The following is a 26,128-nucleotide window of genomic DNA, read 5'->3' as shown; positions in this document are numbered from 1 at the left end:
GGGGTCGGCCAAGCAGGGAGTGTCCCGCTGTTCCTGGGAGTGACAGGACCCAGTCACCGGGCGTCCGCTCCGACTACCGTGGACGACATGGACAGTACGAACGCGCTGGGTGAGTATCTCCGAGCCCGGCGCGAACAGGTCCGGCCGGAGGACGTCGGGCTCCGGCGGGTCGGCCTGCGGCGGGTGCCGGGATTGCGGCGCGAGGAGGTCGCGATGCTTGCCGGCATCAGCTCGGACTACTACCTGCGGCTGGAGCAGGGCCGCGACCGGCACCCGTCGGTGCAGGTGCTCGAGGCCTTGGCCGACGTACTGCGATTGGACGCCGACGCCACGGCGTACCTGGTCGGGCTCGTCCAGGAGCAGCCGCGGGCTGTCCCGAAGCGGCAACGACCCAGGACCGAGCCCGTGCCGGAGAGCATCCGCGAACTGATCGACGGCTGGCCGAACAACCCGGCGTACGTGCAGAACAAGTACACGGACGTGCTCGCGGTGAATGCTCTGGGCGCGGCGCTGACCCCGAACTACGCGGTCGGCGTCAACCTGCTCACCGCAGTCCTGCTCGACCCCGCGGAGCAGGCACTGCGGCGAGACTGGGACGAGCTCACCGAGGAGGGCGTCGCCGTACTGCGGTCCGAGCTCGGGTCGGCGGTCGACGATCCCCGGCTGGTCGAGCTCGTCGGCGAACTGTCGGTGCGCAGCGAGCGGTTCCGCCAGCTGTGGGCACGGCACGACGTCCGCCCGCGCCGCGGCCGGCTGAGTCTCCTGACTCATCCGGACGTCGGAGACCTGGAGCTGAAGTCCGACAAGCTCACCATCGGCGGGACCGACGGTATGACGCTGGTCGTCTTCCACGCCGTACCCGGAAGCCGGAGCGTCGAGTCGCTCGCCCTGCTCGGCAGCCTCGTCGCGTCCAGCGACAAGATCGATGAGACCACCGAGCAGCGCGATCAGACACCTAGGCCTAGCGACTGAAGGCGCGGACGATCTGCGGGTACGCCGCCAGCGCCGTCCCCACGTGGTCGACCGCGCCCATCGAATGGACGGTGACCTTCGCGCCGCGAGCCCGCAGCGAGGTGGCACAGACATCCGCGTTGGCGGCCACCACGTCGGTGTCCTTCGTCCCGTTGTAGAAGTGCACGGGCACGCGCGGGGTCCAGTCGTGGCAGATCTGGTCGGCTGCCTGCAGCGCGCGCAGGTAGCGACCGGTCGGGTGCTTCAGCCGCTCGATGAACGCCGGCGTGAACAGCTTCTCCGGGGAATCGGGGAGTCCGGCAACGATCTCCTCGTCCGGGTGCGTCCCGTCGAACAGGCCCTCGACCGTGCTCGCGTACGGCTCCTGGAACGCCTCCCGCGGGTCGTCGTACAGGCCGACGGTCCGGTTCCACGCCGTGGTGAAGTAGGCCAGGTAGAACGCGGCGGTTGCGGGGGCCAGCCCACCGTTGAACGCGGCCGGCAGCTCGGTCCCTTGCAGGTCGTACGGCCCGGCCACGGCCTGCAGAGCGCCGAGGCGGAACGTCGAGACCTCACCCCGGCTGAGCGCCCGTCCGAGGGCGACAGAGGCCCGGCCGCCCTGGGAGAAGCCGGTGACGAGTACGTCGCGCTTGAGGAGGACTCCGTGCCTCAGCGCGAACGTGCGGGCCGCCAGGAGCAGATCCGCGGACGCGCTCGTCTCGGTCCTGGTGTCGATGTACGGATGCTCGCCCGGTCCGAGCCCGAGACCGAGGTAGTCGGGCGCGACCCCGACCAGACCCTGGCCGGCGAAGAGCGCGGTGACGAGCCGGTCGGTCGACTCTTCGGACACGGAGGCCGCGTAGGCCTTCGTCGCGGTCGTGCCGTGCAGGTACTCCGCGACGGCCAGCGCGCCGTGGCGGCCGTCGGGCAGGACGACGAGACCGCTCGCGGTGGTGGGCCGGCCGTTGGGGTCGACGGTCCGATAGATCAACCGGTACGCCGTGACGTCGTGCTTGGCCGCCGGCGTACCGACGAAGGCCGTCCCGGCCGCGGCTGCGTCTAGCTGGGCCGCGGTCAGCCGGGCGACCGGGACGGCCGAGACGAGCGCACCACGCGGGGCATGGACGCTGGTGACGGCGGCTTCCGAGAGCGTCGGCTGGGTGACAGCGGCGTACGCCGAGATCGGGGCCGCGAGCAGCGCGGCCGTGGCGAGAGTGGCGGCAGCGGTCTTGGTAATCCGTGAAGTCATGCCTCCAGCCAACCGCCGGGCCGAGCGTGCGGCGAGGGTGCTCGGCCCCGGGCTGGAGGTGGACTTTCGCCTACCCGAGCAGGCTGGTGTACAGCTGCACGGTCCGGTCCGCGACGGCGTCCCAGCCGAACTGGGAGACGGCCCGCTCGCGGCCCGCCTTGCCCATCGTGGCCGCCTTGGCCGGGTTGTCGACCAGGTCGTTGATCCCTGCGGCCAGGTCGCGCTCGAACGCGTCGATGTCGTTCTCGTCGTACCGGACCAGGGTGCCGGTGACGCCGTCGTCGACCACCTCGGGGATGCCGCCGACCGCACTGGCCACGACGGCGGTCTCACATGCCATCGCCTCCAGGTTGACGATGCCGAGCGGCTCGTAGACCGACGGGCAGCAGAACGCGAGCGCGTGGGTCAGCACCTGCCGGACCTCGTCGCGCGGGAGCATCTCGGAGACCACGAACACGCCGTCCCGGGCCGCCTTGAGGTCGTCGATCAGGGCATCCGTCTCGGCCTTCAGCTCGACCGTGTCGGCCGCGCCGGCGAGCAGCACCAACTGCACCGACGGGTCCAGCCGCAGCCCGGCCCGGAGCAGGTGCGGGACGCCCTTCTGCCGGGTGATCCGGCCGACGAACGTCACGTACGGCCGGCTCAGGTCGATGCCGAGCCGCTCCAGCACGTTGGTCGACGGATCCGGCCGGTAGAAGTCGGCGTCGATCCCGTTCGAGATCACGTGCACCTTGGCCGGGTCGATCGCCGGGTAGCAGTCCAGTACGTCGTCCCGCATGCCGTTGCTCACCGCGACCACGGCGTCGGCCGCCTCGTACGCCGTACGCTCGGCCCAGCTGGACAGGCGGTAGCCGCCACCGAGCTGCTCGGCCTTCCACGGGCGGCGCGGCTCCAGCGAGTGAGCGGTCACCACGTGGGGTACGCCGTACAGGAGTTTGGCCCAGTGGCCGGCCATGTTCGCGTACCAGGTGTGGGAGTGCACGAGCTGGGAGTCGCCGACCGCGGCCGTCATGGTCAGGTCGGTGGACAGGATGCGCAGCGCCGCGTTCGCCTGCGGGATGCGTGCGTCGTCCTCGGAGTGTGCGGTCGCGCCGAGGCGTGGCTCGCCCATGCAGTGCACTTCCACGTCGAGCAGCCGGCGCAACTCGCGGACCAAGAAGTCCACGTGCACCCCCGCCCCGCCGTACACATCCGGAGGATACTCACGCGTCAGGATGGCGACCTTCATGCGTCCGAGGCTAGGTCATCACGCGACGTGTGTCGGTACCCAGAACCGCAGCTTTCCGTGTCGTTCGTCTTCCAATTCGCCCCCGGCCGCCTGGATCACCTTGCGTGAGCCGACGTTGTCCAGGTCGCAGGTGACCAGCACCGGGTCGATGCCGAGACCGGCGGCGATCGGCAGGGACTGGGTCAGCATCCGGGTCGCGTGACCGTGACGCCGCGCCGAGGGCCGTACGCCGTAGGTGATGTGGCCGCCGAGCTCGATCAGGACCGGGGTCAGGTCGTGGCGGATCGACAGCCGGCCGAGCCACTCCTCGCCGTCGACGAACCAGAGCACGGTCTGGTGGACCAGGTCCGGCCGCAGTTCGGTGGCCGGATCCGCCTCGATCCGGATCAGCTCGACCATCCGGGCGAACTCGTCCGGATCCGCGGCCTGCTCGCGGCTCCACTCCTCCTCGTCGCCGCTGATCGCCCGTGCACCCATCCACCGCTCGTCCTCCGGGCCGAACTCGTCCCAGGCGGCGAGGAACGAGCGGTGAACGGCAACCGTAGGTTCGATGAGGGTTGGCATCTCCCCAGTGTCGCGACACTCGCAAGCGCTTATGCCCGGGGGCTCCCGGAGCTAAGGCCATGTACACCCCTCCTGCACAGCGCGATCGGGCACTCGGTGGGCACCTCGCGGCACCGGAGAGCCGACCACGATGCTCCGCATCGAGGTCACCTCTCCGGCACCCCGATGCACTCCACCGAGCACCCACTCGCACTGCACATGAGGGGTGCACATGACCTAAGGTGCGGACATGGCAAAGGCGCCCAGAGTTCTCGGAATCGTGCTGGCCGGTGGCGAGGGCAAGCGGTTGATGCCGCTGACGGCGGACCGGGCCAAACCGGCCGTGCCGTTCGGGGGCAGTTATCGCCTGATCGACTTCGTGCTGTCCAACCTGGTCAACGCCGGGATCCGGAACCTGTTCGTGCTGACGCAGTACAAGTCGCACTCGCTGGACCGGCACGTGACGGTCACCTGGCGGATGTCCACCCTGCTGGGGAACTTCGTCAGCTGCGTGCCCGCCCAGCAGCGGCTCGGCCCGCAGTGGTACCAGGGCAGCGCGGACGCGATCTACCAGTCGATGAACCTGATCGACGACTTCCAGCCCGACGTCATCGTGGTGTTCGGCGCCGACCACGTGTACCGGATGGATGCGGCCCAGATGGTCGCCGCGCATCTGGAGCGTGGGAACGGCGTCACCGTGGCCGGGATCCGGGTGCCGCGGGCCGGGGCGAGCGAGTTCGGCGTGATCAAGACCGGCGCGGACGGACAGAGCATCGAGGAGTTCCTGGAGAAGCCGGCCGACCCGCCGGGACTGCCCGACTCGCCGGACGAGACGTTCGCCTCGATGGGCAACTACGTGTTCACCGCCGACGTCCTGGTCGAGGCGCTCCGCAAGGACGCCGCGAACCCGGCCTCCCGGCACGACATGGGCGGCGACATCGTCCCGATGATGGTTGCCGAGGGCAAGGCCGGGGTCTACGACTTCCGCGACAACGACGTACCCGGCGCGCTCGACCGGGACCGCTCGTACTGGCGTGACGTCGGCTCGCTGGACTCCTACCACGAGGCCCACATGGATCTGGTCTCGATCCAGCCGGTGTTCAACCTCTACAACTCCGACTGGCCGATCTTCACCTCGCACCCGCAACTGCCGGGCGCGAAGTTCACCGACGACGCGACCGTCGGCGAGTCGATCGTCTGCCAGGGCTCGATCGTGACCGGTGCGACCGTGGAGACCTCGGTGCTCGGCTCCAACGTGATCGTCAGTGCCGGCGCCTACATCGAGCGCGCGGTGATCATGGACAACTGCAAGATCGGCGCCGGGGCCCGGCTGGTCAACGTGATCCTGGACAAGAACGTGGTCGTCCCGGAAGGCGTCGAGATCGGTGTCGACCCCGATCATGACCGGGAACGCGGCTTCACCGTCTCCAAGGGCGGCATCACCGTGCTCGGCAAGGGCCAGGTGATCGACCCACCGGCCGACAAGCCCGCCCAGGCAGACGACTCGGCAGGCGACTCGGCGGAGCCCGCGACGGATGAGGTCGCCGAGGCGTGAGCGCGGAGGCTGAGGCGCTGGAACTCGATGCCGCGGACCCCGGGCACCGCGATCTGTTCGACGTACCGCCGGCGCAGGGTGGTCAGTACCCGGACGTGGCGTACTTCGCCGGGAACTCGCTCGGGCTGCGGCCGCGCGCGACCCGGACCGAGCTGCTCGAGGACCTCGACGCGTGGGCGTCGCTGGGTGTGGAGGGACACCTCGACGCCGACCGGCCGTGGCTGCCGTACCACCGGCTCCTGACCGGACCGGCGTCCCGGCTGGTGGGTGCGCTGCCGAACGAGACCGTGGTGATGAACTCACTCACGGTCAACCTGCACCTGCTGATGGTTTCGTTCTACCGCCCGACCCGCGCGCGGCACCGGATCGTGATCGAGGACTCCGCCTTCCCCTCCGACAGCTACGCCGTACGGTCCCAAGCCCGCTTCCACGGGTACGACGCCGACGACGCGATCATCCGCCTGCGGCCACGCCCGGGCGAGGAGTGCCTGCGTACGGCGGACGTCGTCGAGCAGCTGGGCGGCGACGTGGCCCTGGTGCTGCTGGGCGGGGTGAACTACCTGACCGGCGAGCTGATGGACATTCCGACGATCACCAAGGCCGGACATGCGGCCGGGGCGATCGTCGGGTGGGATCTGGCGCACGCGGCGGGGAACGTGCCGCTGGCGCTGCACGAGTGGGGCGTGGACTTCGCCGCCTGGTGTTCGTACAAGTACCTCAACTCCGGGCCGGGTGCGCTCGCCGGTGCGTTCGTGCACGAGCGCCACCTGGGCGGCGGCCGGCCGCGGTTCGAGGGTTGGTGGAGCACCGAGGCGTCGACCCGGTTCGAGATGGCGCCGGAGTCGCGACCACCCGCGTCCGCGGATGCGTGGCAGGTGTCGAACCCGCCGATCTTCTCGATGAGCCCGGTGCGTACGTCGCTGGAGATCTTCGACAAGATCGGTATCGGTGTGTTGCGCGAACGCAGTCTGCGGTTGACGTCGTACCTGGAGAGGCAATTGAGCGAGGTCATGATCGAGCGGCCGGTGCGGGTCATCACGCCGACGGATCCACAGCGGCGCGGGGCGCAGTTGTCACTGCGGATCGGTGGTGCGCAGCGCGCGGGTGCGCTGGCGAAGCGGTTGCGGTTCGAGTACGGCGTGATCGCGGACTCGCGGGAGCCCGACGTACTGCGCTTGGCGCCGGTGCCGCTGTACTCGACGTACCACGACTGCTGGCGGGCGGCGACGGCTCTGGCCGAGGCGGTGCCGGCATGAAGGTCGCGATCGTCGGGGCCGGCCTGACCGGGAGTCTCCTGGCCTGTTTCCTTGCCCGGCGCGGGTTGTCGGTGACGCTGTACGAGCGGCGGCCGGACCCACGCGTCGGTCAGGCCGAGCGCGGCCGGTCCATCAACCTCGCGATCTCCGAGCGCGGGCTGGATGCGCTGCGGCGAATCGGCCTGGTCGACCAGGTGATGGCGGACGCGCTGCCGATGAAGGGCCGGATGATCCACCCGGTCTCCGGGCCGCTGGACTTCCAGGCGTACTCGGCCGGCGGTCACCGGGCGATCAACTCGATCAGCCGTGGTGCACTGAACAACGCGCTGCTGACGGCGGCCGCGGAGGCTCCGGGCGTGTCGGTCGAGTTCGAGCATCGGCTGGTCGAGCTCGAGTCGCAGGCCGGGCGGATGGTGTTCGCGACGCCGTCGGGGAAGGTCTCGGCCGAGGCCGACGTGGTGCTCGGTGCGGACGGTGCCGGGTCCGCGGTGCGTGAGCAGTTGCTTGCCGAGGGCATCGTTGCCGAGGACGTCGACTTCCTCGACTACGGCTACAAGGAACTGTCGATCCCTGCCGTCGACGGTGAGTTCGCGCTCGACCCCGGTGCGCTGCACATCTGGCCACGAGGTACGTCGATGATGATCGCGCTGCCGAATCCGGATCGGTCCTTCACCTGCACGCTGTTCTGGCCGGCCGGATCGTTCGACGCGCTGACCTCCGAGGTCGACATCGAGGACCACTTCAGGACATCGTACCCGGATCTGTTGCCGTTGGCACCGGATCTGGTCGGCGACTACCTGCACAACCCGGTCGGCGTGCTCGGGACCGTGCACACGCTGCCCTGGCAGGCGCACGGGCGGACCGCGCTGCTCGGCGACGCGGCGCACGCGATCGTGCCGTTCTACGGCCAGGGCGCGAACTGTGCCTTCGAGGACGTGGTCGAGCTGGACCGGTGCCTCGACGACACCGCCGGGTCGTGGGCCCGCGCGCTGCCGCTGTTCGAGGCGCGGCGCCGGGAGAACACCGAGGCGATCGCGGAGATGGCGCTCGGCAACTTCGTCGAGATGCGGGACAAGGTCGCGTCGCCCGTGTTCCGCCTCACCAAGCGCATCGAGCACGCCCTGGAACGCCTGCTCCCCGGCACGTACGTGTCCCGCTACGAGCTCGTCTCGTTCTCCACCACGCCGTACGCCGAAGTCCGGCAACGCGTTCATCGGCAGCACCAGGTGCTCGGGCTGGGCGCCGTGGCCGCGGCCGGCGTACTGCTCGGGATCGCGCGGAGGAGGAGACGGCGATGAGTCTGTGGACGCCGGAACTGCTGACCGGGCAACCCAAGTCGGTGGGGTTGCTGCGGAACTTCGTCGACGGCGAGTTCGTGGAGAGCGGCTCGACGTTCGCGAAGGTGAGCCCGGTGACGGGTGAGCAGATCTTCGACGTCTGCGAGGCGGACGAGTCGGCTGTGGACGCGGCGGTGCAGGCGGCCCGTGCGGCGCTGACGGGACCCTGGGGACGTCTCAGCGAGCAGGAACGGGCGGTGGTACTTCGCCGTGTCGCCGACGGACTCGAGCGGCGGTTCGAGGACCTCGTCGCGGCCGAGGTGGGTGATACCGGGAAGTCGATCAGCCAGGCCCGCACGCTCGACATCCCGCGCGGTGCGGCGAACTTCCGTGCGTTCGCCGACTTCGCGACCACGGCTGCCACCGAGTCGTACACGACCGTGCTGCCGGATGGCCGGCGGGCGCTGAACTACGCGGTCCGCAAACCCGTCGGCGTGGTGGCGATCGTCGTACCGTGGAACCTGCCGCTGCTCCTGCTCACCTGGAAGGTCGCGCCGGCGCTTGCCTGCGGCAACGCTGTGGTGGTGAAGCCGTCCGAGGAGACACCGGCCTCGGCGACGGTTCTGGCCGAGGTGATGGCGGAGGCCGGCGTACCGCCTGGGGTCTTCAATCTTGTGCACGGCTTCGGCCCGTCGTCGGCGGGGGAGTACCTCACCCGGCATCCCGGTGTGGACGCGATCACCTTCACCGGCGAGTCGGCGACCGGTACGGCGATCGCCAAGGTGGCCGCGGACCGGGTGAAGTCGGTGTCCTTCGAGCTCGGCGGCAAGAACGCCGGCCTGGTCTTCGCGGACGCAGACCTGGACGCCGCGGTCGAGGGGTCGGTGCGGTCCGTCTTCACCAACGGCGGCCAGGTCTGCCTGTGCACCGAGCGGCTGTACGTCGAGCGCCCGATCTTCGCCGAGTTCTGCTCTCGTCTGGCGCAACGAGCATCCGAGCTGACCTACGGCTGGCCGGCCGACGAGGCCACCATGAACATGCCGCTGATCTCGAAACAGCACCGCGACAAGGTGCTCTCGTACTACGACCTGGCCCGATCCGAAGGAGCCGAGGTGCTGACCGGTGGCGGCGTACCGTCGTTCGGCGACGCCCGCGACGGTGGTTGCTACGTGCAACCGACCGTGGTGACCGGCCTGTCGCAGGACGCCCGCGCCGCCACCGAGGAGATCTTCGGCCCGATCTGCCACATCGCCCCGTTCGACACCGAGGACGAGGCCTACGCGCTGGCCAACGACAGCGACTACGGCCTGGCCGCCACCGTCTGGACCCGCGACGTCGGCCGCGCCCACCGTGCCGGCCCGGCGCTCGACGTCGGCATCGTCTGGATCAACACGTGGTTCCTCCGCGACCTCCGTACGCCGTTCGGCGGCATGAAGCTGTCCGGCGTCGGCCGCGAAGGCGGCACGCACTCACTGGCCTTCTACTCCGAGCCCACCAACGTCTGCATCGAGCTGACCTGACCTCAGGACGTCGAGGACGGGCGCGACCTTGTCCGCGCCGATGAACTCGCCCAACTCGGTCAGCTCCTCCCCGATCTGGCGGAGCAGATCCGCCGGCAGGTCGTTCGCCAGCGCGCCTTCCACGTAGTTGATCGCGTCGCGCTGCTCTCCGAGCGCGGTCAGGAAGGTGGGTTGGCGGACCAGCCGGCGCAGATCCGGGCGCGGCAGGTCCGCCTCATCGTCCAGTGACGAAAGCGCCGACTCGAGCAATGCTGCCGCGTCGTCGTCGCGGCCTTGGCCGAGACGGATCAGCGCCTGCCGGTACAGCCCCCAGCCGTTCTTCGGATTGAGTTCGGCGCCACGCTCGAAATCCGCCAGCGCGGCGGCCGTCTTGCCCATCGCCTGATAGGTCTCGCCCCGCCCGATCCAGGCGGTCGCCGTCCGCGGAAGCCGGTCGATCGCCTGGGCGAAGTCGTGCAAGGCCGCCGAGTGGTCGCCGATCACGCGGAGGAAGAACTGGCCGCGGTAGATCAGGGCCCAGCCTTGGTTGCGGGGGATCGTCACCCCGCGGTCGTGGTCGGCGCGGGCCGCGTCGAGGTTCCCGAGCCGCTCGTGCACTCTGGCGCGCCGCGAGAGCGCCACGGCGTTCCGCCGGGCGACGTCGACGGCACGATCCAGGTCCGCCAGTGCCTGCGTGTACCGGCCTTCCAGTTCTGCGATCTGCGCCCGTGAAACCAGCGCCGAACCCAGAGTGGGATCGAGCTCGATGGCCCGATCGAGGTCGGCCAAGGCCCCGTCGAGATCACCGTGATCCAGCCGGATGGACCCACGCTGGTCGAACGCCAGCGCGGACAACGGGTCGAGTTCGAGGGAGCGCTCGGCGTCCGCGACGGCGCCGTCGTACTGGCCCGCGGCGGCTCTCATCCCGGCCCGGATCCCGAAGGTCGGACCACGGGTCGGATCGAGCTCGAGCACCCGGTCGAGGTCCGCGAGTCCCTGGGAGCGACGGCCCGACCGGTCGTACACCAGCGCCCGCGTCGTGAGCGCCGACAGATCGTCGGGGCTCAGCTCGAGGGCACGGTCGAGATCCCGCAGCGCGTCGTCGTACCGGCGTGCGCTGAGATGCAGGTCGGCTCGCGCGCGCAGCAGGACCGGGTTGTCCGGGTCGGACCGGATCCTGGCGGTGAAGTCGGCCACCCCTCGCGACAGCTCGCCGGAGCGTTCGTAGACCCGGGCCCTGAGCGTGAACGACCACCGATCGCCCGGATCCGCCGCGATCGCCCGGTCGAGATCTGCCAGTGCGTCGGCGTACTGCCCCAGGGACAGGAGGATATCGGCCCGGTCGTCGAGCGCCGAGGCGTACTGCGGGTCGAGTTCGACGGCCTTGTCGAGGTCGGCCAGCGCCTCGCGCGCCATCCGCTGATCGCGCCAGAGCCGGGCCCGCGACAGCAGGACCCAGGTGTCTGTCGGCGCCAGGGCGTGCGCATGATCCAGGTCTGTCTTCGCCTCGGCGAAGCGTCGCAGGTCCCGGTAGATCGAGCTCCTGACCGTGAGGTAGTAGGCATCGTGCGGGCGTAGTTCGATCACGCGATCGATGTCCTCGAGGGCGGCGTCGTACTTGCGGAGGCGCCGGCTGATCGAGCTCCGGGACGAGTAGGCCCCCGCGTAGTCGGGGGCGATCCGGATGGCCTCGGCCAGGTCCTCGAAGGCCTTGTCGTAGTCGCCGAGATCGGCGTGGATCCGTCCGCGCGGGCCGACGATCCAGCTGCGGCCGGGCAGCAGGGCGTCCGCACGGTCGAGGTCCCGCAGGGCGGCCTCGTAGTCCTTCAGACGCTCGTGCAGCCGGCTGCGTTCGGTCAGTGCGCCCGCTCGGTGGTAGGTGCTCAGCAGCGGATCCAGGGCGAGGCCGTCGAGGAGGAGCAGTTCGTCGCTCGTCGATCCCTGCAGCAGGCTCGTCAGCTGCTCGCCGCGGGAGCGGATCTCGTCGGTGTCGGAGTCATGGCCGGCCTGGGCGATCATCTGGGCCCACTTGGCCGTGCTGTCGCTGGTCCGGCCGTAGGCGTCGATCAGGCCTTGCAGTGCGTTCGGCAGCTCGGGCACGCCGCCCGCACACAGCTCGTGGTACGTGGACTCGAGCTTCAGCTCGCGCCAGCGGGCGTCCCGCCAGCGCTTCGTGGGCTCGAGATCGAGCTCTGTCAGCCGCTCGCGGTAGTGGTCGACCAACGCCCGCTGGCGTTCGGTCCAGTCGGAGAGGGAGGCGCGCCGCAGCGAGCGGAGCATCGGCGTACGGACGACGTCGTGGTAGCGGTAGCCGTCGGCGTGGGCGGAGACGAAGGGGAGGCGACGCAGCGAATCGAGGTCGACGGTCGTTCCGGCGGCCACCTCGAGGATGTCGCGGTCGAGCCGGCGCGGGATCGCGCCGGCCAGGATGGCCGCCTGCCGGTCCTTGTCCGGCTCCTCCCGGAGAAAGCGATCGACGGCGGTCTCGGCGTGATCCGTCGTTCCGGCGGTGCCGCGAGCCGCTGATTCCGCCAGCAGGGCGACGAGAATCGGCAGACAGCCGGAGAGCCGGAGGATCACGTCCACGGTGCCGGGATCGACGATCCGCTGGGTGGCGAGGAGCTCGCGCGCTTCCGCCTCCGTGAACACCTGCAGCTCGATGTCGACGCGGAGGTTCCGCAGGCCGGCCCACTGGTTCGGGTCGAGTGGATGCTGACCGGACACCGTCACCACGATGTCGGCCGGCAACCTGCCGCAGGTGCCGCGCAGCAGGTCCAGCAACCAGCCGTTGAGGGCGCGGCCGGTCTGCTCGAAGGTGTCGATGAACAGCGCGATCTGCCGGCGCTGGCCGATCTTGCGGAGATCGGCGACGAACGCCGTACTGAGCGCTTCGACCGGTGCCAGCAGCAGCTCGAGATCGTCGTGCCGAGTGATCTTGCCGACCAGGTAGGCACGGTACTGGTCGACCCGCGACGCTGCCTCGCTCTCGTCGATCGCACCGGCCAGCACACCGGCGATGGGGATCTCGCCGGCCGCACGGATCCCGAGCCGGACCGCCGCCCGGGTCAGCACCGACGAGATCCCGGACGGGGCGCCAGGATCGGAGTCGACGCTGTGACGCAGTTTGCGGTACTGCCTCAGCCTGCTGTCGAAACCGCGGCAGGCGGACCCGGAGTCGGCCAGACCGCGGGCGAGCTGCTCGATCGCGGACAGTACGTCGAACGCCTCGTCGACGTACGCGGTGGCACACTTCCGCTTGGTCGCGGCGGCCTGCCAGCGCTGGACGAGCGACGTCTTGCCGACGCCGGCATCGCCGTACAGGCTGACGACGAAGCGGCGGCGGGGATCGTTGGGCCGCAGCGCCAGGTTCTGCTCGAACAGCTGGAGCGGCTCGGTGCGCCCGACGAACGTGCCGGCGTCCCGGGACTCCAGGATGTCTTGCAGCGAGAAGTCCTCGTCGGTCACCCGTTCGATCGTAGTGGAGGGCGGGGTGAGCGGCCACGCGACGCCGGTGCGGCAGGTACTTGGCGGATGGTGGGTGGTGGGCAAGGATGCTGACATGGCCGACGCGACGGTGGTGGCGGGGAAGGCGGTGCCGCGGGGGCGGTTCCCGCACGTGAAGGTGAGCGGCGGGTTCGCGTTCGTGTCGGGGACCTCCAGCCGGTTGCCGGACAACACCATCGCCGGTGCCTCGGTCGACGAACTCGGCACGGTGTCGCTGGACATCAGGGTGCAGACCCGGGCGGTGCTGGAGAACATCCGGGACATCCTGGCGGCGGTCGGCGCCGGACTCGACGACCTGGTGAGCGTGACGACGTACCTGGTGTCGATGAACGACTTCGGGGGTTACAACGAGGTGTATGGCGAATTCTTCGACGAGTCCGGGCCGGCCCGGACGACCGTCGCAGTCCATCAGTTGCCGCATCCCCAGCTGCTGATCGAGATCCAGGCCGTAGCGGCGATCCCGCAAGGTGCGAAGGAGTAGGGCATGGCGAATCTGGAGTCGACGAACTTCCCGCGGTGGATCGAGGAGAACAAACATCTGCTGAAGCCGCCGGTCGGCAACAAGCAGATGTTCCCGACCGGGGACGACTTCATCACGATGGTGGTCGGCGGTCCGAACCAGCGCACCGACTTCCACGTGGACCCGTACGAGGAGTTCTTCTACCAGATCAAGGGCGAGCTCCGGGTCAATGTCGTCACCGACGACGGCCCCGCCACTGTTGAGGTGAACGCGGGAGAGATGTGGGTGCTGCCGCGGAACATGCCGCACTCGCCGCAGCGCGGGCCGGACTCGATCGGACTGGTGATCGAGCGGGTCCGGGAGCCGGGCACGCTGGAGAAGTTCCGCTGGTACTGCGCCAACTGCAACGGGATCGTGCACGAGGTCGAGCTCCAGGTGACCGACATCGTGGCCGACCTGCCACCGGTGTTCAAGGCCTTCTACGACAGCGAGGACGCGCGCACCTGCCCGAACTGCGGCACGGTGCACCCGGGCAAGGCCTGATGACCGTCGATGTCCACACGCATCTGGTCCCGAAGGGCTGGCCGGATCTCTCGGTAGCGTGCGGCGGCGAGGGCTGGCCGTGGCTGCGGATCGACTCCGAGCGGGCCGCGATGATCATGGTCGGCTCGACGGAGTTCCGCCCGATCGGTCCACAGGCGTGGGATCCCGCCGTACGCCGTACCGACATGGATGCCGACGGCATCGATCTGCAGGTGGTCTCGCCGACGCCGGTGTTCTTCGGCTATGACCGGCCCGCCGGCCAGGCCGTCAAGCTGGCCCGGATCTTCAACGACCTGACCCTGGAGACGCTCGCCGGGGACAGCCGCTTCGTCCCGTTCTGCCAGGTGCCGTTGCAGGATCCGGACGTCGCCTGCGCCGAGGTCGACCGGTGCCGGGCCGCCGGTCACGCCGGTGTAGAGATCGGCAACCATGTCGGCGACAAGGATCTCGACGACGCCGGGATCGTTGCCTTTCTCAAGCACTGCGCGGAGACCGGGATGCCGGTCCTGGTGCATCCGTGGGACATGCCGGGCGGTCCGCGGCTGGATCGCTGGATGGCCCGCTGGCTGACCGGGATGCCGGCCGAGACGCATCTGTCCGTCCTGGCGATGATCCTCGGCGGGGCCTTCGACGCGTTGCCGCCGTCGCTGCGGATCTGTTTCGCCCACGGCGGCGGGAGTTTCGCGTTCTGGCTGGGGCGGCTGGAGAACGCCTGGCACCGGCGCGGTGACATCGTGCGTGGTTGCTCCGAGCACCCACCCTCTCACTACCTGGATCGGTTCGTGGTCGACACGGTGGTGTTCGAATCAGCGCCTTTGCGGCTACTTGTCGATACCTTGGGGGAAGATCGGGTACTGGTCGGCAGTGACTATCCGTATCCACTGGGCGAGCGGCCGGTCGGGGAGGTGGTACGGAAAGCCGGTTTCCTGTCCGCGGACCAGCGGCACAAGCTGCTGTCCACGAACGCTCTGCACTTTCTCGGGAGGTCAGAGCAGCTTCGGGAGGTCTGATGAGTGAAGACCGATCGGTTCTGACCCGCGCGGCCCGTGAGCCCGACGAGGAGCTCCGGTACGGCGACCACGCGGACCAGGTGATCGACTACTGGCATGCCAAGGAGTACCGGCCGCTGGTCGTGTTCGTGCACGGTGGCTTCTGGCGGCCGGAGTACGACCGGAAACACGCCCGCCCGCTCGGTGAGGCCCTCTCCGACCTCGGCTGGCCGGTGCTGTCACTGGAGTACCGTCGCGAGCCCGGTGACCCCGATGCGAGTACGTCGGACGTCCGTGCGGCGATCGAGTCGCTGCCGGACCTGGTCGACGTCCACGCCGGCTACGTGCTGGTCGGCCACTCGGCGGGCGGTCAGCTTGCGTTGTGGGCAGCCTCGACGCTGAACCCGGTCCGGCTCCGCGGTGTGGTCGCGCTGGCCCCGGTCGCCGACCTCCTGATGGCCGACCGGCTCGGCCTGGACAAGGGCGCCGTAGAGGACTTCATCGGCACCGGCGTACGCAACGACCTCGACCCGGTGCACCTGCCCGCCGCGATCGCCCCGATCAGCATCGTCCACGGCACGGCCGACATCCGCGTCCCGATCACCGTCACCGAGTCCTACTTCACCGCGCACCCCACCGCCCGCCTCAACCGCGTCGAAGGCGCCGGCCACTACGACCTGATAGACCCCCAAAGCCCCCACTGGCACGAACTCACCGCAGAACTGACCCGCCTCACCGGTTGAAAGCCTTCAGCCTGAATCCGTGGACACCAGTTGGGTGCCGAGGGCACCGGTAGCGCGATCTTTGCCTGCTGGCGGGTTCTAGCGCGCTATCGGCTGGATAACCTGCCAGCGGGAGCGCATCACTGCCGGTTTGCGCCGCGTGGTGCTTAGCTCAGGCGCTTGGCGGCGCTGAGGAGGCCTTCGGAGGTGGGGAGGAGGGCTGAGACCAGGTTGTCGTCGTCGCGGACGGCTCGGATCAGGTCGCGCAGGGCGTTGGTGTCGGGGTCGCGGTGGGCGGGGTCGGCGACTCGGCCGCCGGCGAGGATGCCGGCGAAGACGACCAGGCCGCCGGGGCGGAGCAGGCGCAGCGCCTCGTGCAGGTACGCCGTGTTCTCGCGCCGGTCCGCATCGCAGAAGACCAGGTCGTAGTGCCCGTCGGTGAGCCGGGTGACCACGTCGAGCCCGGAGCCCGCGATCAGGCGGAACCGGTTCGACGGGACGCCGGCGTCCAGGAACGTCTTGCGGGCGAGCCGCTGGTTCTCGGCGTCGATGTCGACCGTGGTGAGCGTGCCGTCCGCGCGCATCCCGCGCAGCAGGGCCAGCCCGGAGACGCCGGTGCCGGTGCCGATCTCGACCACTGCCTTGGCGCTCACGCCGGCCGCGAGCATGCTGAGCGCGGCCGCGGCACCGGGACCGATCGCGGCGATGCCGCTGTCCTCGGCACTCACCCGCGCACCGGTGACGACTTCGTCCTCACCGGTGTAGTCCTCGGCGTATGCCCAGGACGTGGGGTCGATGCCGGTGGCGATGATGCCCTCCCAAGGTTCTGCCGCTGCGCTACTCATGCTGAGTCAGAAGCCTAGCGGCACGAGGGCCGCATTCCGTGTCTCCCGCGCTGGGACTGCGCACTCTTGCTCATAACTTTGCCACTTGAGTCATATATGATCGACCTCGGCAGACATGAGCCACCCACGGAGGGAGGTACGGCGCGATGAGGGTCCTAGGAACGGATGACGTCGATGCCGGCTTCCTTGAACACGGCCAGCTGGCTCTCGTCGGCCTGGGCGTCGGTGACGAGGGTGTCGATCTCGCTCAGCTCGCAGATCCGCGCGAACGCGCGCTGGCCGAGCTTGGAGGAGTCGGCGACCACGACGACCTTGGCGGCCCGGCTGACGATCAGCTGGTTGATGTTCGCCTCGCCCTCGTGGTGGGCGGTGGCGCCGGTCTCGTCGATCCCGTCGACACCGATGAAGGCGATGTCCAGGGACAGGTCGGCCAGGATCCGGTGCGACAGCGGCCCGATCATCTCGTACGACTGCGGCCGGGCCACGCCGCCGGTGAGCACCATCTTGACGTGCGGCCGGACGATCAGCTCGTTGGCGATGTTCAGCGCGTTGGTGACGAGGGTGAACGCGGGCTCGCCATGCTCGGCGGACAGCTCCGGCCGGGTCGCCAGCGTGCGGGCCACCTCGGAGATCGTGGTGCCGCCGTTCATCCCGATCACCATGCCGCGGCGGACCAAAGTGGCCGCGGCTTGCGCGATCCGCTGCTTCTCGGACGCGAAACGCGCAGTCTTGTAGCGCAGCGGGAGGTCGTACGACACCGCGTTGGCCACCGCGCCACCGCGGGTCCGGGTGAGGAGTTGCTGCTTACCGAGGTGGTCCAGATCGCGCCTGATCGTGGCTGCCGAGACGTGCAACTGCTCGGCGAGCTCGTCGACGTCGATGGCGCCCTTCTCGGCGAGCGACTCGAGCAAGGTGTTGAGGCGTTCATAACGCTTCACCCGGGGCTCCTCCTTCACACAATCGGTCAGCCGGGTGGCGGCTGGTTGGCACCATTCGATCACGTTCGAGCAGTTTCGACCATGACAAGTGCGGAGACGACATGACCCAGACGCCATTTGTGAGCACTGAGATCGCCACTCAACCTGACCTCTGGTGGCAGGTTTCGACCGGTTTCGCGCAGTACGGCGGCGCGTTGCCGAAGGCCGGTCAGCGGGTCGCCGCGGTCGGCTGCGGCACGTCCTGGTTCATGGCGATGGCGTACGCCGCCCTGCGCGAGGACCTCGGCCAGGGGGAGACCGACGCGTTCGCCGGATCGGAGTTCCCGGCCGGCCGGACGTACGACGCTGTGGTCGTGATCAGCCGGTCCGGTACGACGACCGAGGTGCTCGACCTGATCCGGACGACGGACCTCCCCACGATCGCGATCACCGCCACTCCGGACTCGCCGATCGTCGAACTGGCCGACCACACGATCATGCTGGACTTCGCCGACGAGCAGTCCGTCGTCCAGACCCGCTTCGCGACCACCACGCTGGCGCTGCTGCGGGCGTCACTGGGTCAGGACCTCGAGCAGGCGGCCGCGGACGCGGAGACGGCGCTGACCGTGAACGTGGACGAGTTGGCCAAGCTGGAGCAGCTCACGTACGTCGGCACCCGGTGGACCGTCGGCCTGGCGCACGAGGCGGCGCTGAAGCAGCGTGAGGCCGCGTCCGCGTGGACCGAGGCGTACCCGGCGATGGACTACCGGCACGGTCCGATCGCGATCGCGCAGCCGGGCCGCGGCGTCTGGATCTTCGGGGAGTCGCCGGCCGGTCTGCTCGACAACGTCACTGCCACCGGTGCGACCGTCGTGCACCACGCGGACCTGGACCCGATGGCGTCGCTGGTCGTGGCGCAGCGCGTCGCGGTCGCCAAGGCACTGGCTCTGGGCCTCAACCCGGACCAGCCGCGCAGTCTGACCCGGTCCGTCATCCTCGACTGAGCACAGGCTCCTTGGTCCGGACGCCTGCCACGCGACCCAAGACCGCGGCGGCGACCAGTCCGATGGCTACGACGAGCAGGGCCTTGTGAGTGCCGATCGCCGGCACCAGTAGGCCGCCCGCAGCCTGCCCGAGCGCGGCAGTGCCCACGCGCAGGCTGGCTGCGGTCGTGCTGACCCTGCCCTGCAGTGACTGAGGGCTGTACTGCTGACGGGCCGCGAACATCGCCGGCATGGTCGGCCCCTGCAGCAGTCCGGCGACAGCCGCCAGCAGCAGAAGTACGGCGAAGGACCCAGCCAGCGGCCACGTCAGCATGGCCAGCCCGTACGCCGCAACGGACACCATCACGACGTACTCCGGACGCCAACGGGTCTGGAGTCGTCCGAGTAGTAGAGCCGTGGTGACGCTGCCGAGCTCCAGTGCAGTCCACAGATAGCCCGCAGCGGACTTCGGCATGCCGAGCGACTCCATGTGAAGCGGCAGGGTGATCAGCAGGATGCCCATCACGCCCAGCAGCAACGTGGTCGTGACCGTGGACGCCCGTAGCCGCGGTGTGCGCGCCAGATGGGCCAGTCCGCCAATGACCGAGGCCATGAACGGTTCGCCGTCGGTCACCGCACGGGGGAGCGCCGGCAGCCGCGTGATGGCGACGATGCTCAGCGTCGCAGCCAGTGCGATGACCAGTACGGCGGTCTCCACCGAGAACACTGCCGAGATGGTCGCTGCGGTCGCCGGACCGGTGATCGTGGCCGCTCCGAAGCTCGCGGCCTCCAACGAGTTGGCGCGGGCCAACCGCTCCGGCGGGACGAGGCTCGGCAGCATGCTCGTGAACCCACCGCTCACCATCGGCAGCGTCGCCCCGGCGACAGCCGCGAGCACCGGAGTGACCCAGTGCGCACTGTGGCCGACCACGCCGAGAAGGGTCAGCATGACCACACCGAGCACGGCCTGGTTGAGCGCCAGCGCGGAGCGACGGTACGGCGTCCGGTCGAGCCAGGCACCGAGCAGTGGGCCGGTGACAACGGCCGGCAAGGCGTAGGCGGCCCCGGTGAGACCTGCGAGCGCAGGACTGTCGGTGCGCTCCAACACGAGGAGCACCAGCGTGAACACGACCATTTCGTCAGCGAGCCTGGCGAGGGTCGCGGCAAGGTAGTAGCTGGGCACGCCGACCTCCTGTAACGCAATATCTTCGGTTACGCGTTACGCTAGCAAATACGTTACGAGAAGGAGAAGTGGTGGAGATTCAGACGCCGGACCGGCTGATCCGGCTCGCGGTCGATCTGGTCAACACGCGCACTCGCGACCCGGAGCGGCTCAACGAGCCGGACGATGTCCGCACCTTCCTGCTGGAGCATGGTGAGTCGGACCCGATCACGCTGGACGACGGTGATCTGGAGGCGGTGCGGGCTGTCCGCGAGCGGATCCGGCCGGTGTTCCACGCCGACCCGGCCGAGGCGGCCCGCATCCTCAACGAGTTGCTCGCGGAGTACGCCGTACGCCCGTATCTGTCCGACCACGACGGGTCGCCGTGGCACCTGCATGTGGCCGAGCCGGAGGCGACGTGGGCCGAGTGGCTCGCCGCCTCGACCGCGCTGGGGCTGGCCGGGTTCGCGGCCGGGTATGGGTTCGGTGCGATCGACTCGTGCGCGGCGCCGGACTGCGAGCGCGTCTTCGTGAACCCGGCCGAGCGCAGACCGCGCCGGTTCTGCTCGCCTACCTGCTCCAGTCGCACCCGCGTCGCGTCGTACCGGGCCCGCCGGGCCGTCGCCGGGGAGGCCTAGGATCGAGGCAGGATCCGGACCGGAGGAGTGCGAGTTGAGTCATACCGTGGTGGCGGAACTGGTGGCCAATGTGCTGAAAGTCACCGCCCGGGCCGGGGACACGGTGGGGCCGGAGGACACCCTCGTCATCCTGGAGTCGATGAAGATGGAGATCCCGGTGCTGGCCGAGGTGGCCGGGACCGTCGTCGAGCTGAAGGTCGCCGAGGGCGAAGTCGTCCGCGACGGGGACCCGATCGCCGTGATCGAGGAGAACTGATTCAACCGAAATGGCCGCTGATACGTCTTCCTTGGTGAGGGCACCGGCCGGGAACTTCCGGCCGGGGCACCGCGTTGAGCCGTCGTACGAGCAACTCAGGGTCCGACCCGGGTCTTCCCCACGTGCGCAGAGGACGGTGAACGCGGCACCATGGCCTTCACGCTTATTGCCGAGAGGACCCTGGGAGGCGTTGCGGTGAAGCCGGCTGACACCTCTGTGGTGCCTGTCCCGGAGGCGGTTGAGGACGCGCTGCCGTCGTGGGACGAGATCGTCCGCGCGCATTCGGCCCGGGTCTACCGGCTCGCGTACCGGCTGACCGGCAACAAGCACGACGCCGAGGACCTGACCCAGGAGGTCTTCGTCCGGGTCTTCCGCTCGCTGTCGTCGTACACGCCGGGCACCTTCGAGGGCTGGCTGTACCGGATCACCACGAACCTGTTCCTGGACGGCGCCCGCCGCAAGCAGCGGATCCGCTTCGACGGCTTGCCCGAGGACGCGCACGACCGGCTCCCGGCCAAGGGCGAGGGCCCGGCCGAGAAGCTCGACTCGGACCTGTTCGACCACGACGTGCAGGACGCACTGGACGCGCTGCCGGAGGACTTCCGCGCGGCCGTGGTGCTGTGCGACATCGAGGGCATGACGTACGACGAGATCGCCGACGTACTGGATGTGAAGCTCGGGACGGTCCGCAGCCGGATTCACCGCGGCCGCTCCATGCTGCGCAAGCACCTGGAGCACCGCGCCCCGCGCTCTGGTCAGTCCCGGATCGGTGGTCCGCCCGCGGACGGACCGTTCAGCACCGGAGGTGAGCACCGGTGACGCTGCAGCACCCGATGGACAAGCTGAGTGCCGTCGTCGACGGTGAACTCGACCACGACTCCCGTGACAAGGTGCTGAGCCACCTGGTCAGCTGTGACACCTGCCGCGCGGAGGTCGACGCGCAGCGCCGGCTCAAGGCCCGGATGGCGGCCCAGGAGTTGCCGGAGCCGTCCACCGACCTGATGCAGCGCTTGATGGGCGTCTCGTCGTTCGCGATGGAGCCGCGCGAGGAGGTCCGCCCGGTGCTCACACCGGCCGTGTCGCTCTTCCCGCAGCGGTCCGCGTTCCCGGCGGGTCGCAGTGGCTCCACCGGCCCCGCGCCCCGGACCACTCGCTCCCGGCGGCGTACCGGCGTACTGACCGCTGCAAGCTCCGCCGCCGCGGTGGCCTCACTACTCGGTACGGCGTTCGTCGTCGGAGACCCGGCCCGGTCGGAGCAGCCACCCGCGCTGCAGCCACCGGTCGCGAGCTTCTCCTCCGACCACGCCAGCACGACGAGCGGAGCGCCGTTCGCGGACCCGGTCGCGCTGCTGAACTCCTACAACGGGGCTGGGTACGCGGGGCTGAGCCCGACGCTGCAGCCGGTGGCCCTGGCAGGACGCTGACCTGTGAGCCTCTCCCGGCTCGCCGTACTGGTCAGCACCGCACTGATCGGCTTCGGCCTGCCCATGCCCGCCGCTGCGGTGACTGTCGCGTCCCGTGAGGACTCACCGACGGCCGTCAGCTGGCTCGAGCGCGCCGCCGCGGCGCCGAACCGGGTCTCGTTCCACGGCACCCAGATCATCACCTCCTGGGGGCCGCAGGGCGCCAGCTCCACCATGCTCGACATCGTGCACGCGGCCTCGCAGGGCTCCGAGATCACTGTGGTCGGCTCCGAGGCATCTCCCGGCGCCAAGGCGTTCGTCCAGCGCACCACGAACGCTGGTGCGGTCGACGGTGGGCCGCTGGCGTTGCTGCAGGCGACGTACACGCTCGTCTACAAGTGCTGCACGGTCACGATCGGCCGGGCGGCTGTCCTGGTCGAGGCACTGCGGGACGACCAGACGCTCGCTGCGCGGTTCTGGATCGACAAGACGACCGGACTGCTGCTGCAGCGGCAGCTGTTCAGCGTGGACGGGAAGACGATGGTCCGGGCCACGGTGTTCACCGCGTTGGAGATCGAGGACTCGGAGTTCCTCGCGCACCTGCCGCCGATGGCGCCCAGCGGAGTCGAGTCGATGGGCCTGGGAACGGTCGACAACCTGCGCTCCGAGGGCTGGGTCTGCGCGCCCGAGCTGCCCGCGTCGCTCAAGCTGTACGACGTCCACCAGGACACCGGCAACGGGTCGCTGCAGTTCTCGTACTCCGACGGACTGTTCAACCTCTCGCTCTTCGAGCAACGCGGCGCGCTCGACCCGGCGGCTGTGGCCGGTTTCAGCGCCACTGACACCCCCGGCGTCTACCAGCGCTACGGGATGCCGTCGTACGTCGTCTGGTCCTCCGGCGGGATCGTCTACACGCTGATCGGTGACCTGCCGCCGGACATGCTCGGCCAGGTGGTCCGGGCCTTCCCGCACGACGTCCCGGTGAAGCTGACCGCGATCCAGCGGATGGGTGCCGGGCTGGCGAAAATCGCAACCTGGCTCACTCCGATGGGTGCGCTTTCGCCGAAGCTGGGATAATCGAATCTGGAAGTCTCTTCCGGCAACTCCGGGAGAGGGCCTCCGACCGACGACCACGACACGTGAGGCGGCCACCGTGACCAGCGACGACGCCGAACCGACAGTTCCGACCCCCCGCGATCCATCGGCGCCGGAGCCCACCCGGATCATCCCGACGGCCGCGCCTGCTTCGGCAGAGCCGACCGCCGACGGTCCGCCGTTGTCGGCGCTGGTGCCGCCTGCGGCCGGGTCGGGCAGCATGCCGTTGCCGCCTCCCGGGAGCGATGCGTCGTACCGGCAGAACGGTGGTCGTTCGGTGACACAACGCAGCTTCGGGCGGCCCGCCGCCGAGGAGCCCAGCTTCCGGCCGGTGTACCAGGGGCAGGCCTGGCCGACCCAGCGTCCGGCGTACCAGCCGACGTACACGCCGCCTCCGCCGATCGACTGGCACCAGCAGCAGGCCCGCGCGTACACCCCGGCGCCGCCGCCCAAGACCAACCGGGTCGTCGCGATCGCCGCGGCCGTCGCCCTGGTCATCGGCGTGATCGCGGGCGCCGGCGCCGCCGTCACCGTCGTCGCCCTCGACGGCAACACCAGTCCGGTCGCCGAGCAGCCCACCCCGCCGGTCGGCACCGGCGCGGACCCGAAGATCCGCAGCGGGTCGGTTTCCGCCGTCGCCGCGACGCTGCTGCCGAGCGTCGTGCAGTTGCGGGTCGAGGGCGCGGACGACTCGAACGCGACCGGCTCCGGATTCGTGATCGACAACGTCGGCCACATCCTGACGAACAACCATGTCGTCGCCGCCGCGGCCAACGGCGGCTCGATCCAGGTCGTCGCCGAGAACGGGAAGCCTGCGACCGCGCGGCTCGTCGGCCGCTCCCCGGCGTACGACCTCGCCATCGTCCAGGTGGCCGGTCTGAAGGCGCCGTCGGTGCAGTTCGGCCGCTCCGACCTGGCCATCGTCGGTCAGGACGTGGTCGCGATCGGCTCGCCGCTCGGGCTGGCCGGCACGGTCACCTCGGGCATCATCTCGGCCAAGAACCGCCCGGTCACCACCTCCGGCGAGGCCGCCGACCCGGAGTCGTACATCAACGCGCTGCAGACCGACGCGGCGATCAACCCGGGCAACTCCGGCGGCCCGCTGGTCGACATGAACGCGCGGGTGATCGGCGTGAACTCCGCGATCGCCACGGTGCGCGGCACGCAGGAGGGCCAGAGCGGCAACATCGGGCTCGGGTTCGCGATCCCGATCGACCAGGCCCGGCGGACCGCTCAGCAGTTGATCGCCAACGGCCGGGCGTCGTACCCGGTGATCGGCGCGCAGGTGGACATGCAGTTCGAGGGTGGCGCGCGGGTGAGCCTGGTCAACCCGGGGTCTCCGGCCGCGCGGGCCGGATTACGGGTCGGTGACGTGATCACCTCGATCAACAACCAGGTCGTCGACACCGCCGAAGCACTGATCGTCGCGATTCGCACCCACCAGCCCGGTGAGAGCGTGAGGCTGGCGTACGAGCGCAGTGGGCGGGAGCGGCAGGCGACGGTCGCGTTGGCCGGCCAGATCGGCTGACCCGGCAGGCGGTGTCACCGTACGGCGGCTACCCTGGACGCCGTCGGAAACGACGTACAGAGAGGTGGGGACATGTTCGGCATCGGGCCACTCGAGCTGGTGGTGATCGCGATCGTCGCCGTGCTCGTCTTCGGCCCGGATCGGCTGCCGGAGTTCGCCCGCACCGCGGGCCGGTTGCTGCGTCAGGTCCGCCAGATGGTCAGCAACGCCCAGAACGATCTGCGCAACGAGCTCGGCCCGGAGTTCGCCGACCTCGAGCTCCAGGATCTGAACCCGAAGAACTTCGTCCGCAAGCACCTGCTCGAAGGCTCCGACGACTTCGACGACGAGAAGCCGACGAGCACCCCGGACTTCATGGACTCCGCCCCGGACCGCCTCCCGGCCGGCCAGAAGGCACCCTTCGACCCCGAGTCGACCTGAGCTCTACCCGGCCAGGTCACCGGCCATCAGGTCGTAGCTGACCAGGTCGTCCTGGCGGGTCGCGACGCGGAAGCCTTCGCGTTCCGTGCCTGCGTGGCGGAAGCCGGCTGATTCGGCGACCCGGCGAGCGGGGGTGTTGGTGGCGGCGGTCCGGATCAGCAGCCGGTGACCGTTGTGGCCGTCGGGGGAGAAGAACCACTCGGCGACGCGATGGATCGCCTCTGCCATCAAGCCGCGGCCTTGGGCGTCGGCGTGCGCCCAGAAGCCCAGCTCACCGGCGCCGTCGTCGTTCAGATTGAAGAGCGTGAGGTTGCCGAGCCCCAGGTCGGTCTTGGCATCGGCCAGGCACCAGTTGTAGCGGTGACCGGAGGCGGCTTGTTCGTCGAGGCTCTTGAGCCAGTAGCGCGCGTCCTCGGCGGTGAAGGGCTGAGGGATGAACGGCAGGAAGTGGGCCGTCGCCTCATTGGTCCGGGCCGCGGTGATGCGGGGGATCTCGTCCTCGCGCCAGGCACGCAGGAGTAGCCGCGGAGACTTGAGCACCGGGGCGACGTACCAGGGCCGACGCGGTGTGCGGGGGTCGGTCGGGCCGATCCAGCCGGTCCAGGTGTCAACGTGCCGACCGCCTTCTTCGACCATGCCTGGCACGATGTCGCCGATCCGGAAGCCGGTGGCCCACGCGACTCGGCGCGAGGGCCAGTTCCCGACGCGCGCCCACCAATGGACGACACGGAACCCGCAGGTGGTGAAGCCGAACTCCAGCAGCAGCCGTACGGCGCGACTCGCCAGACCGGAGCCCCGAGCCCACTCGGACAGGCCGTAGTGCACCCGGGCGTTGCCGTCCATATCAGGCTGCAACGAGGCAGTACCGGCGTACCGGCCCTGATACTCGACGACGAACACAAGCCGCTCGCGCGTCGTCCACGCCTCGGTGATGCCGAAGCCGATCCACCGCCGCGCGTCCTCGTCGGTGAAGCCCCGGCCGGGATCCTCGCGCTGCCGGTCGATCTGGCCTTGTACGTCGTCCGGCCGCGGCGCACGCAACGTGACCACGCCGTCGGTCAGGACCGGGTGCTGCTCAGGAATCGGCACCCGGCCAAGTCAACAC

Annotated in this window: 24 protein-coding genes and 1 pseudogene; 17 read left to right on the top strand and 8 right to left on the bottom strand. The window is 69.7% G+C overall.

What is annotated here, in order from left to right; translation table 11 throughout:
- The first annotated feature begins 87 nt into the window (after positions 1–87).
- Positions 88–972: a helix-turn-helix transcriptional regulator gene (locus ACGFH6_RS00385; protein ID WP_393379155.1), complete on the top strand. Its 885-nt coding sequence runs from the start codon at positions 88–90 to the stop codon at positions 970–972.
- Here the strand turns inward: ACGFH6_RS00385 and ACGFH6_RS00380 are convergent.
- From ACGFH6_RS00380 to ACGFH6_RS00370, 3 genes are all read right to left on the bottom strand, one after another.
- Positions 962–2,200, bottom strand: a complete 1,239-nt coding sequence (locus ACGFH6_RS00380) for a hypothetical protein (RefSeq protein WP_393379154.1) — start codon at positions 2,198–2,200, stop codon at positions 962–964. The two genes, ACGFH6_RS00385 and ACGFH6_RS00380, sit on opposite strands and share 11 nt — an antisense overlap.
- A gap of 70 nt (positions 2,201–2,270) precedes the next feature.
- Positions 2,271–3,428, bottom strand: a complete 1,158-nt coding sequence (gene glgA, locus ACGFH6_RS00375; RefSeq protein WP_393379151.1) for a glycogen synthase — start codon at positions 3,426–3,428, stop codon at positions 2,271–2,273.
- Between the two features lie 18 nt (positions 3,429–3,446).
- The gene (locus ACGFH6_RS00370) at positions 3,447–3,992 is read right to left on the bottom strand and encodes a GNAT family N-acetyltransferase (protein WP_393379148.1); all 546 of its coding nucleotides are present in this window, start codon (positions 3,990–3,992) and stop codon (positions 3,447–3,449) included.
- A 229-nt stretch (positions 3,993–4,221) separates the two neighbouring features.
- Between ACGFH6_RS00370 and glgC the strand changes: the two are divergent.
- The 4 genes and pseudogenes from glgC to ACGFH6_RS00350 form a co-directional block, all read left to right on the top strand.
- A pseudogene (gene glgC, locus ACGFH6_RS00365) lies at positions 4,222–5,430 on the top strand (glucose-1-phosphate adenylyltransferase); the annotation flags it as partial.
- A gap of 92 nt (positions 5,431–5,522) precedes the next feature.
- On the top strand, positions 5,523–6,782 hold the full coding sequence (gene kynU / locus ACGFH6_RS00360) for a kynureninase (RefSeq protein WP_393379146.1): 1,260 nt from the start codon (positions 5,523–5,525) through the stop codon (positions 6,780–6,782).
- Positions 6,779–8,080, top strand: a complete 1,302-nt coding sequence (locus ACGFH6_RS00355) for an FAD-dependent oxidoreductase (RefSeq protein ID WP_393379143.1) — start codon at positions 6,779–6,781, stop codon at positions 8,078–8,080. The genes kynU and ACGFH6_RS00355 overlap by 4 nt, the downstream gene beginning before the upstream one ends.
- Positions 8,077–9,579, top strand: coding sequence for a 2-hydroxymuconic semialdehyde dehydrogenase (locus tag ACGFH6_RS00350; RefSeq protein WP_393379140.1), 1,503 nt, complete (start codon positions 8,077–8,079; stop codon positions 9,577–9,579). The genes ACGFH6_RS00355 and ACGFH6_RS00350 overlap by 4 nt, the downstream gene beginning before the upstream one ends.
- On the opposite strand, the gene ACGFH6_RS00345 is transcribed toward ACGFH6_RS00350, so the two are convergent.
- Positions 9,529–13,023: a tetratricopeptide repeat protein gene (locus ACGFH6_RS00345; RefSeq protein ID WP_393379138.1), complete on the bottom strand. Its 3,495-nt coding sequence runs from the start codon at positions 13,021–13,023 to the stop codon at positions 9,529–9,531. The two genes, ACGFH6_RS00350 and ACGFH6_RS00345, sit on opposite strands and share 51 nt — an antisense overlap.
- A gap of 94 nt (positions 13,024–13,117) precedes the next feature.
- Here ACGFH6_RS00345 and ACGFH6_RS00340 point away from each other — a divergent pair, with 94 nt between their 5' ends.
- From ACGFH6_RS00340 to ACGFH6_RS00325, 4 genes are read left to right on the top strand one after another with little or no spacing between them, the layout of a single operon-like run.
- Positions 13,118–13,543, top strand: a complete 426-nt coding sequence (locus tag ACGFH6_RS00340) for a RidA family protein (protein ID WP_393379135.1) — start codon at positions 13,118–13,120, stop codon at positions 13,541–13,543.
- Positions 13,544–13,546: 3 nt separating this feature from the next.
- The gene (locus tag ACGFH6_RS00335; protein ID WP_393379132.1) at positions 13,547–14,065 is read left to right on the top strand and encodes a 3-hydroxyanthranilate 3,4-dioxygenase; all 519 of its coding nucleotides are present in this window, start codon (positions 13,547–13,549) and stop codon (positions 14,063–14,065) included.
- On the top strand, positions 14,065–15,075 hold the full coding sequence (locus ACGFH6_RS00330; protein WP_393379130.1) for an amidohydrolase family protein: 1,011 nt from the start codon (positions 14,065–14,067) through the stop codon (positions 15,073–15,075). The genes ACGFH6_RS00335 and ACGFH6_RS00330 overlap by 1 nt, the downstream gene beginning before the upstream one ends.
- Complete coding sequence (locus ACGFH6_RS00325; protein ID WP_393379127.1) at positions 15,075–15,797, top strand: alpha/beta hydrolase family protein; 723 nt, start codon at positions 15,075–15,077, stop codon at positions 15,795–15,797. The genes ACGFH6_RS00330 and ACGFH6_RS00325 overlap by 1 nt, the downstream gene beginning before the upstream one ends.
- 146 nt (positions 15,798–15,943) lie before the next feature.
- On the opposite strand, the gene ACGFH6_RS00320 is transcribed toward ACGFH6_RS00325, so the two are convergent.
- Together ACGFH6_RS00320 and ACGFH6_RS00315 are read right to left on the bottom strand one after the other, a co-directional pair.
- Positions 15,944–16,621 carry an O-methyltransferase gene (locus ACGFH6_RS00320; protein ID WP_393379124.1) on the bottom strand — a complete coding sequence of 226 codons (678 nt, stop codon included), beginning with the start codon at positions 16,619–16,621 and terminating at the stop codon, positions 15,944–15,946.
- A 155-nt stretch (positions 16,622–16,776) separates the two neighbouring features.
- The gene (locus tag ACGFH6_RS00315) at positions 16,777–17,559 is read right to left on the bottom strand and encodes a DeoR/GlpR family DNA-binding transcription regulator (protein WP_112244167.1); all 783 of its coding nucleotides are present in this window, start codon (positions 17,557–17,559) and stop codon (positions 16,777–16,779) included.
- Positions 17,560–17,678: 119 nt separating this feature from the next.
- On the opposite strand from ACGFH6_RS00315, the gene ACGFH6_RS00310 reads away from it, so the two are divergent.
- The gene (locus ACGFH6_RS00310) at positions 17,679–18,542 is read left to right on the top strand and encodes an SIS domain-containing protein (protein WP_393379122.1); all 864 of its coding nucleotides are present in this window, start codon (positions 17,679–17,681) and stop codon (positions 18,540–18,542) included.
- On the opposite strand, the gene ACGFH6_RS00305 is transcribed toward ACGFH6_RS00310, so the two are convergent.
- Positions 18,529–19,704, bottom strand: a complete 1,176-nt coding sequence (locus tag ACGFH6_RS00305) for an MFS transporter (protein ID WP_393379120.1) — start codon at positions 19,702–19,704, stop codon at positions 18,529–18,531. The genes ACGFH6_RS00310 and ACGFH6_RS00305 overlap by 14 nt on opposite strands.
- A gap of 71 nt (positions 19,705–19,775) precedes the next feature.
- On the opposite strand from ACGFH6_RS00305, the gene ACGFH6_RS00300 reads away from it, so the two are divergent.
- From ACGFH6_RS00300 to ACGFH6_RS00270, 7 genes are all read left to right on the top strand, one after another.
- A complete protein-coding gene (locus ACGFH6_RS00300; protein WP_393379117.1) occupies positions 19,776–20,321 on the top strand; it encodes a CGNR zinc finger domain-containing protein in 546 nt (181 codons plus the stop codon).
- 34 nt (positions 20,322–20,355) lie between these two features.
- The gene (locus ACGFH6_RS00295) at positions 20,356–20,577 is read left to right on the top strand and encodes a biotin/lipoyl-binding carrier protein (RefSeq protein ID WP_393379116.1); all 222 of its coding nucleotides are present in this window, start codon (positions 20,356–20,358) and stop codon (positions 20,575–20,577) included.
- A 150-nt stretch (positions 20,578–20,727) separates the two neighbouring features.
- The gene (gene sigE, locus ACGFH6_RS00290) at positions 20,728–21,396 is read left to right on the top strand and encodes an RNA polymerase sigma factor SigE (protein WP_393379114.1); all 669 of its coding nucleotides are present in this window, start codon (positions 20,728–20,730) and stop codon (positions 21,394–21,396) included.
- Entirely contained in the window at positions 21,393–22,001 is a 609-nt protein-coding gene (locus ACGFH6_RS00285; RefSeq protein WP_393379112.1) for an anti-sigma factor family protein, read from the top strand. Before sigE ends, ACGFH6_RS00285 begins: the two co-directional genes overlap by 4 nt.
- A gap of 3 nt (positions 22,002–22,004) precedes the next feature.
- Positions 22,005–23,057: a transcriptional regulator gene (locus ACGFH6_RS00280; RefSeq protein WP_393379110.1), complete on the top strand. Its 1,053-nt coding sequence runs from the start codon at positions 22,005–22,007 to the stop codon at positions 23,055–23,057.
- Positions 23,058–23,133: 76 nt separating this feature from the next.
- A complete protein-coding gene (locus ACGFH6_RS00275; protein WP_393379108.1) occupies positions 23,134–24,603 on the top strand; it encodes a trypsin-like peptidase domain-containing protein in 1,470 nt (489 codons plus the stop codon).
- 72 nt (positions 24,604–24,675) lie between these two features.
- Positions 24,676–25,023 carry a sec-independent translocase gene (locus tag ACGFH6_RS00270; protein ID WP_393379106.1) on the top strand — a complete coding sequence of 116 codons (348 nt, stop codon included), beginning with the start codon at positions 24,676–24,678 and terminating at the stop codon, positions 25,021–25,023.
- A gap of 3 nt (positions 25,024–25,026) precedes the next feature.
- Here the strand turns inward: ACGFH6_RS00270 and ACGFH6_RS00265 are convergent, their stop codons facing one another.
- On the bottom strand, positions 25,027–26,112 hold the full coding sequence (locus ACGFH6_RS00265) for a GNAT family N-acetyltransferase (protein WP_393379104.1): 1,086 nt from the start codon (positions 26,110–26,112) through the stop codon (positions 25,027–25,029).
- Between the last annotated feature and the right edge of the window lie 16 nt (positions 26,113–26,128).

The organism is Kribbella sp. NPDC049227 (assembly GCF_043197265.1).
Classification (GTDB): domain Bacteria; phylum Actinomycetota; class Actinomycetes; order Propionibacteriales; family Kribbellaceae; genus Kribbella.
This window is presented reverse-complemented; position numbering and strand designations above follow the sequence as displayed.

Excerpts from the sequence above, each read along its gene's own strand:
- ACGFH6_RS00355 (WP_393379143.1), top strand. The coding sequence starts at position 6,779 with ATGAAGGTCGCGATCGTCGGGGCCGGCCTGACCGGGAGTCTCCTGGCC.
- ACGFH6_RS00340 (WP_393379135.1), top strand. The coding sequence starts at position 13,118 with ATGGCCGACGCGACGGTGGTGGCGGGGAAGGCGGTGCCGCGGGGGCGG.
- ACGFH6_RS00385 (WP_393379155.1), top strand. The coding sequence starts at position 88 with ATGGACAGTACGAACGCGCTGGGTGAGTATCTCCGAGCCCGGCGCGAA.
- ACGFH6_RS00270 (WP_393379106.1), top strand. The coding sequence starts at position 24,676 with ATGTTCGGCATCGGGCCACTCGAGCTGGTGGTGATCGCGATCGTCGCC.
- ACGFH6_RS00370 (WP_393379148.1), bottom strand. The coding sequence starts at position 3,992 with ATGCCAACCCTCATCGAACCTACGGTTGCCGTTCACCGCTCGTTCCTC.
- sigE (WP_393379114.1), top strand. The coding sequence starts at position 20,728 with ATGGCCTTCACGCTTATTGCCGAGAGGACCCTGGGAGGCGTTGCGGTG.
- ACGFH6_RS00380 (WP_393379154.1), bottom strand. The coding sequence starts at position 2,200 with ATGACTTCACGGATTACCAAGACCGCTGCCGCCACTCTCGCCACGGCC.
- ACGFH6_RS00350 (WP_393379140.1), top strand. The coding sequence starts at position 8,077 with ATGAGTCTGTGGACGCCGGAACTGCTGACCGGGCAACCCAAGTCGGTG.
- ACGFH6_RS00320 (WP_393379124.1), bottom strand. The coding sequence starts at position 16,621 with ATGAGTAGCGCAGCGGCAGAACCTTGGGAGGGCATCATCGCCACCGGC.
- ACGFH6_RS00325 (WP_393379127.1), top strand. The coding sequence starts at position 15,075 with ATGAGTGAAGACCGATCGGTTCTGACCCGCGCGGCCCGTGAGCCCGAC.
- ACGFH6_RS00335 (WP_393379132.1), top strand. The coding sequence starts at position 13,547 with ATGGCGAATCTGGAGTCGACGAACTTCCCGCGGTGGATCGAGGAGAAC.
- ACGFH6_RS00330 (WP_393379130.1), top strand. The coding sequence starts at position 14,065 with ATGACCGTCGATGTCCACACGCATCTGGTCCCGAAGGGCTGGCCGGAT.
- glgA (WP_393379151.1), bottom strand. The coding sequence starts at position 3,428 with ATGAAGGTCGCCATCCTGACGCGTGAGTATCCTCCGGATGTGTACGGC.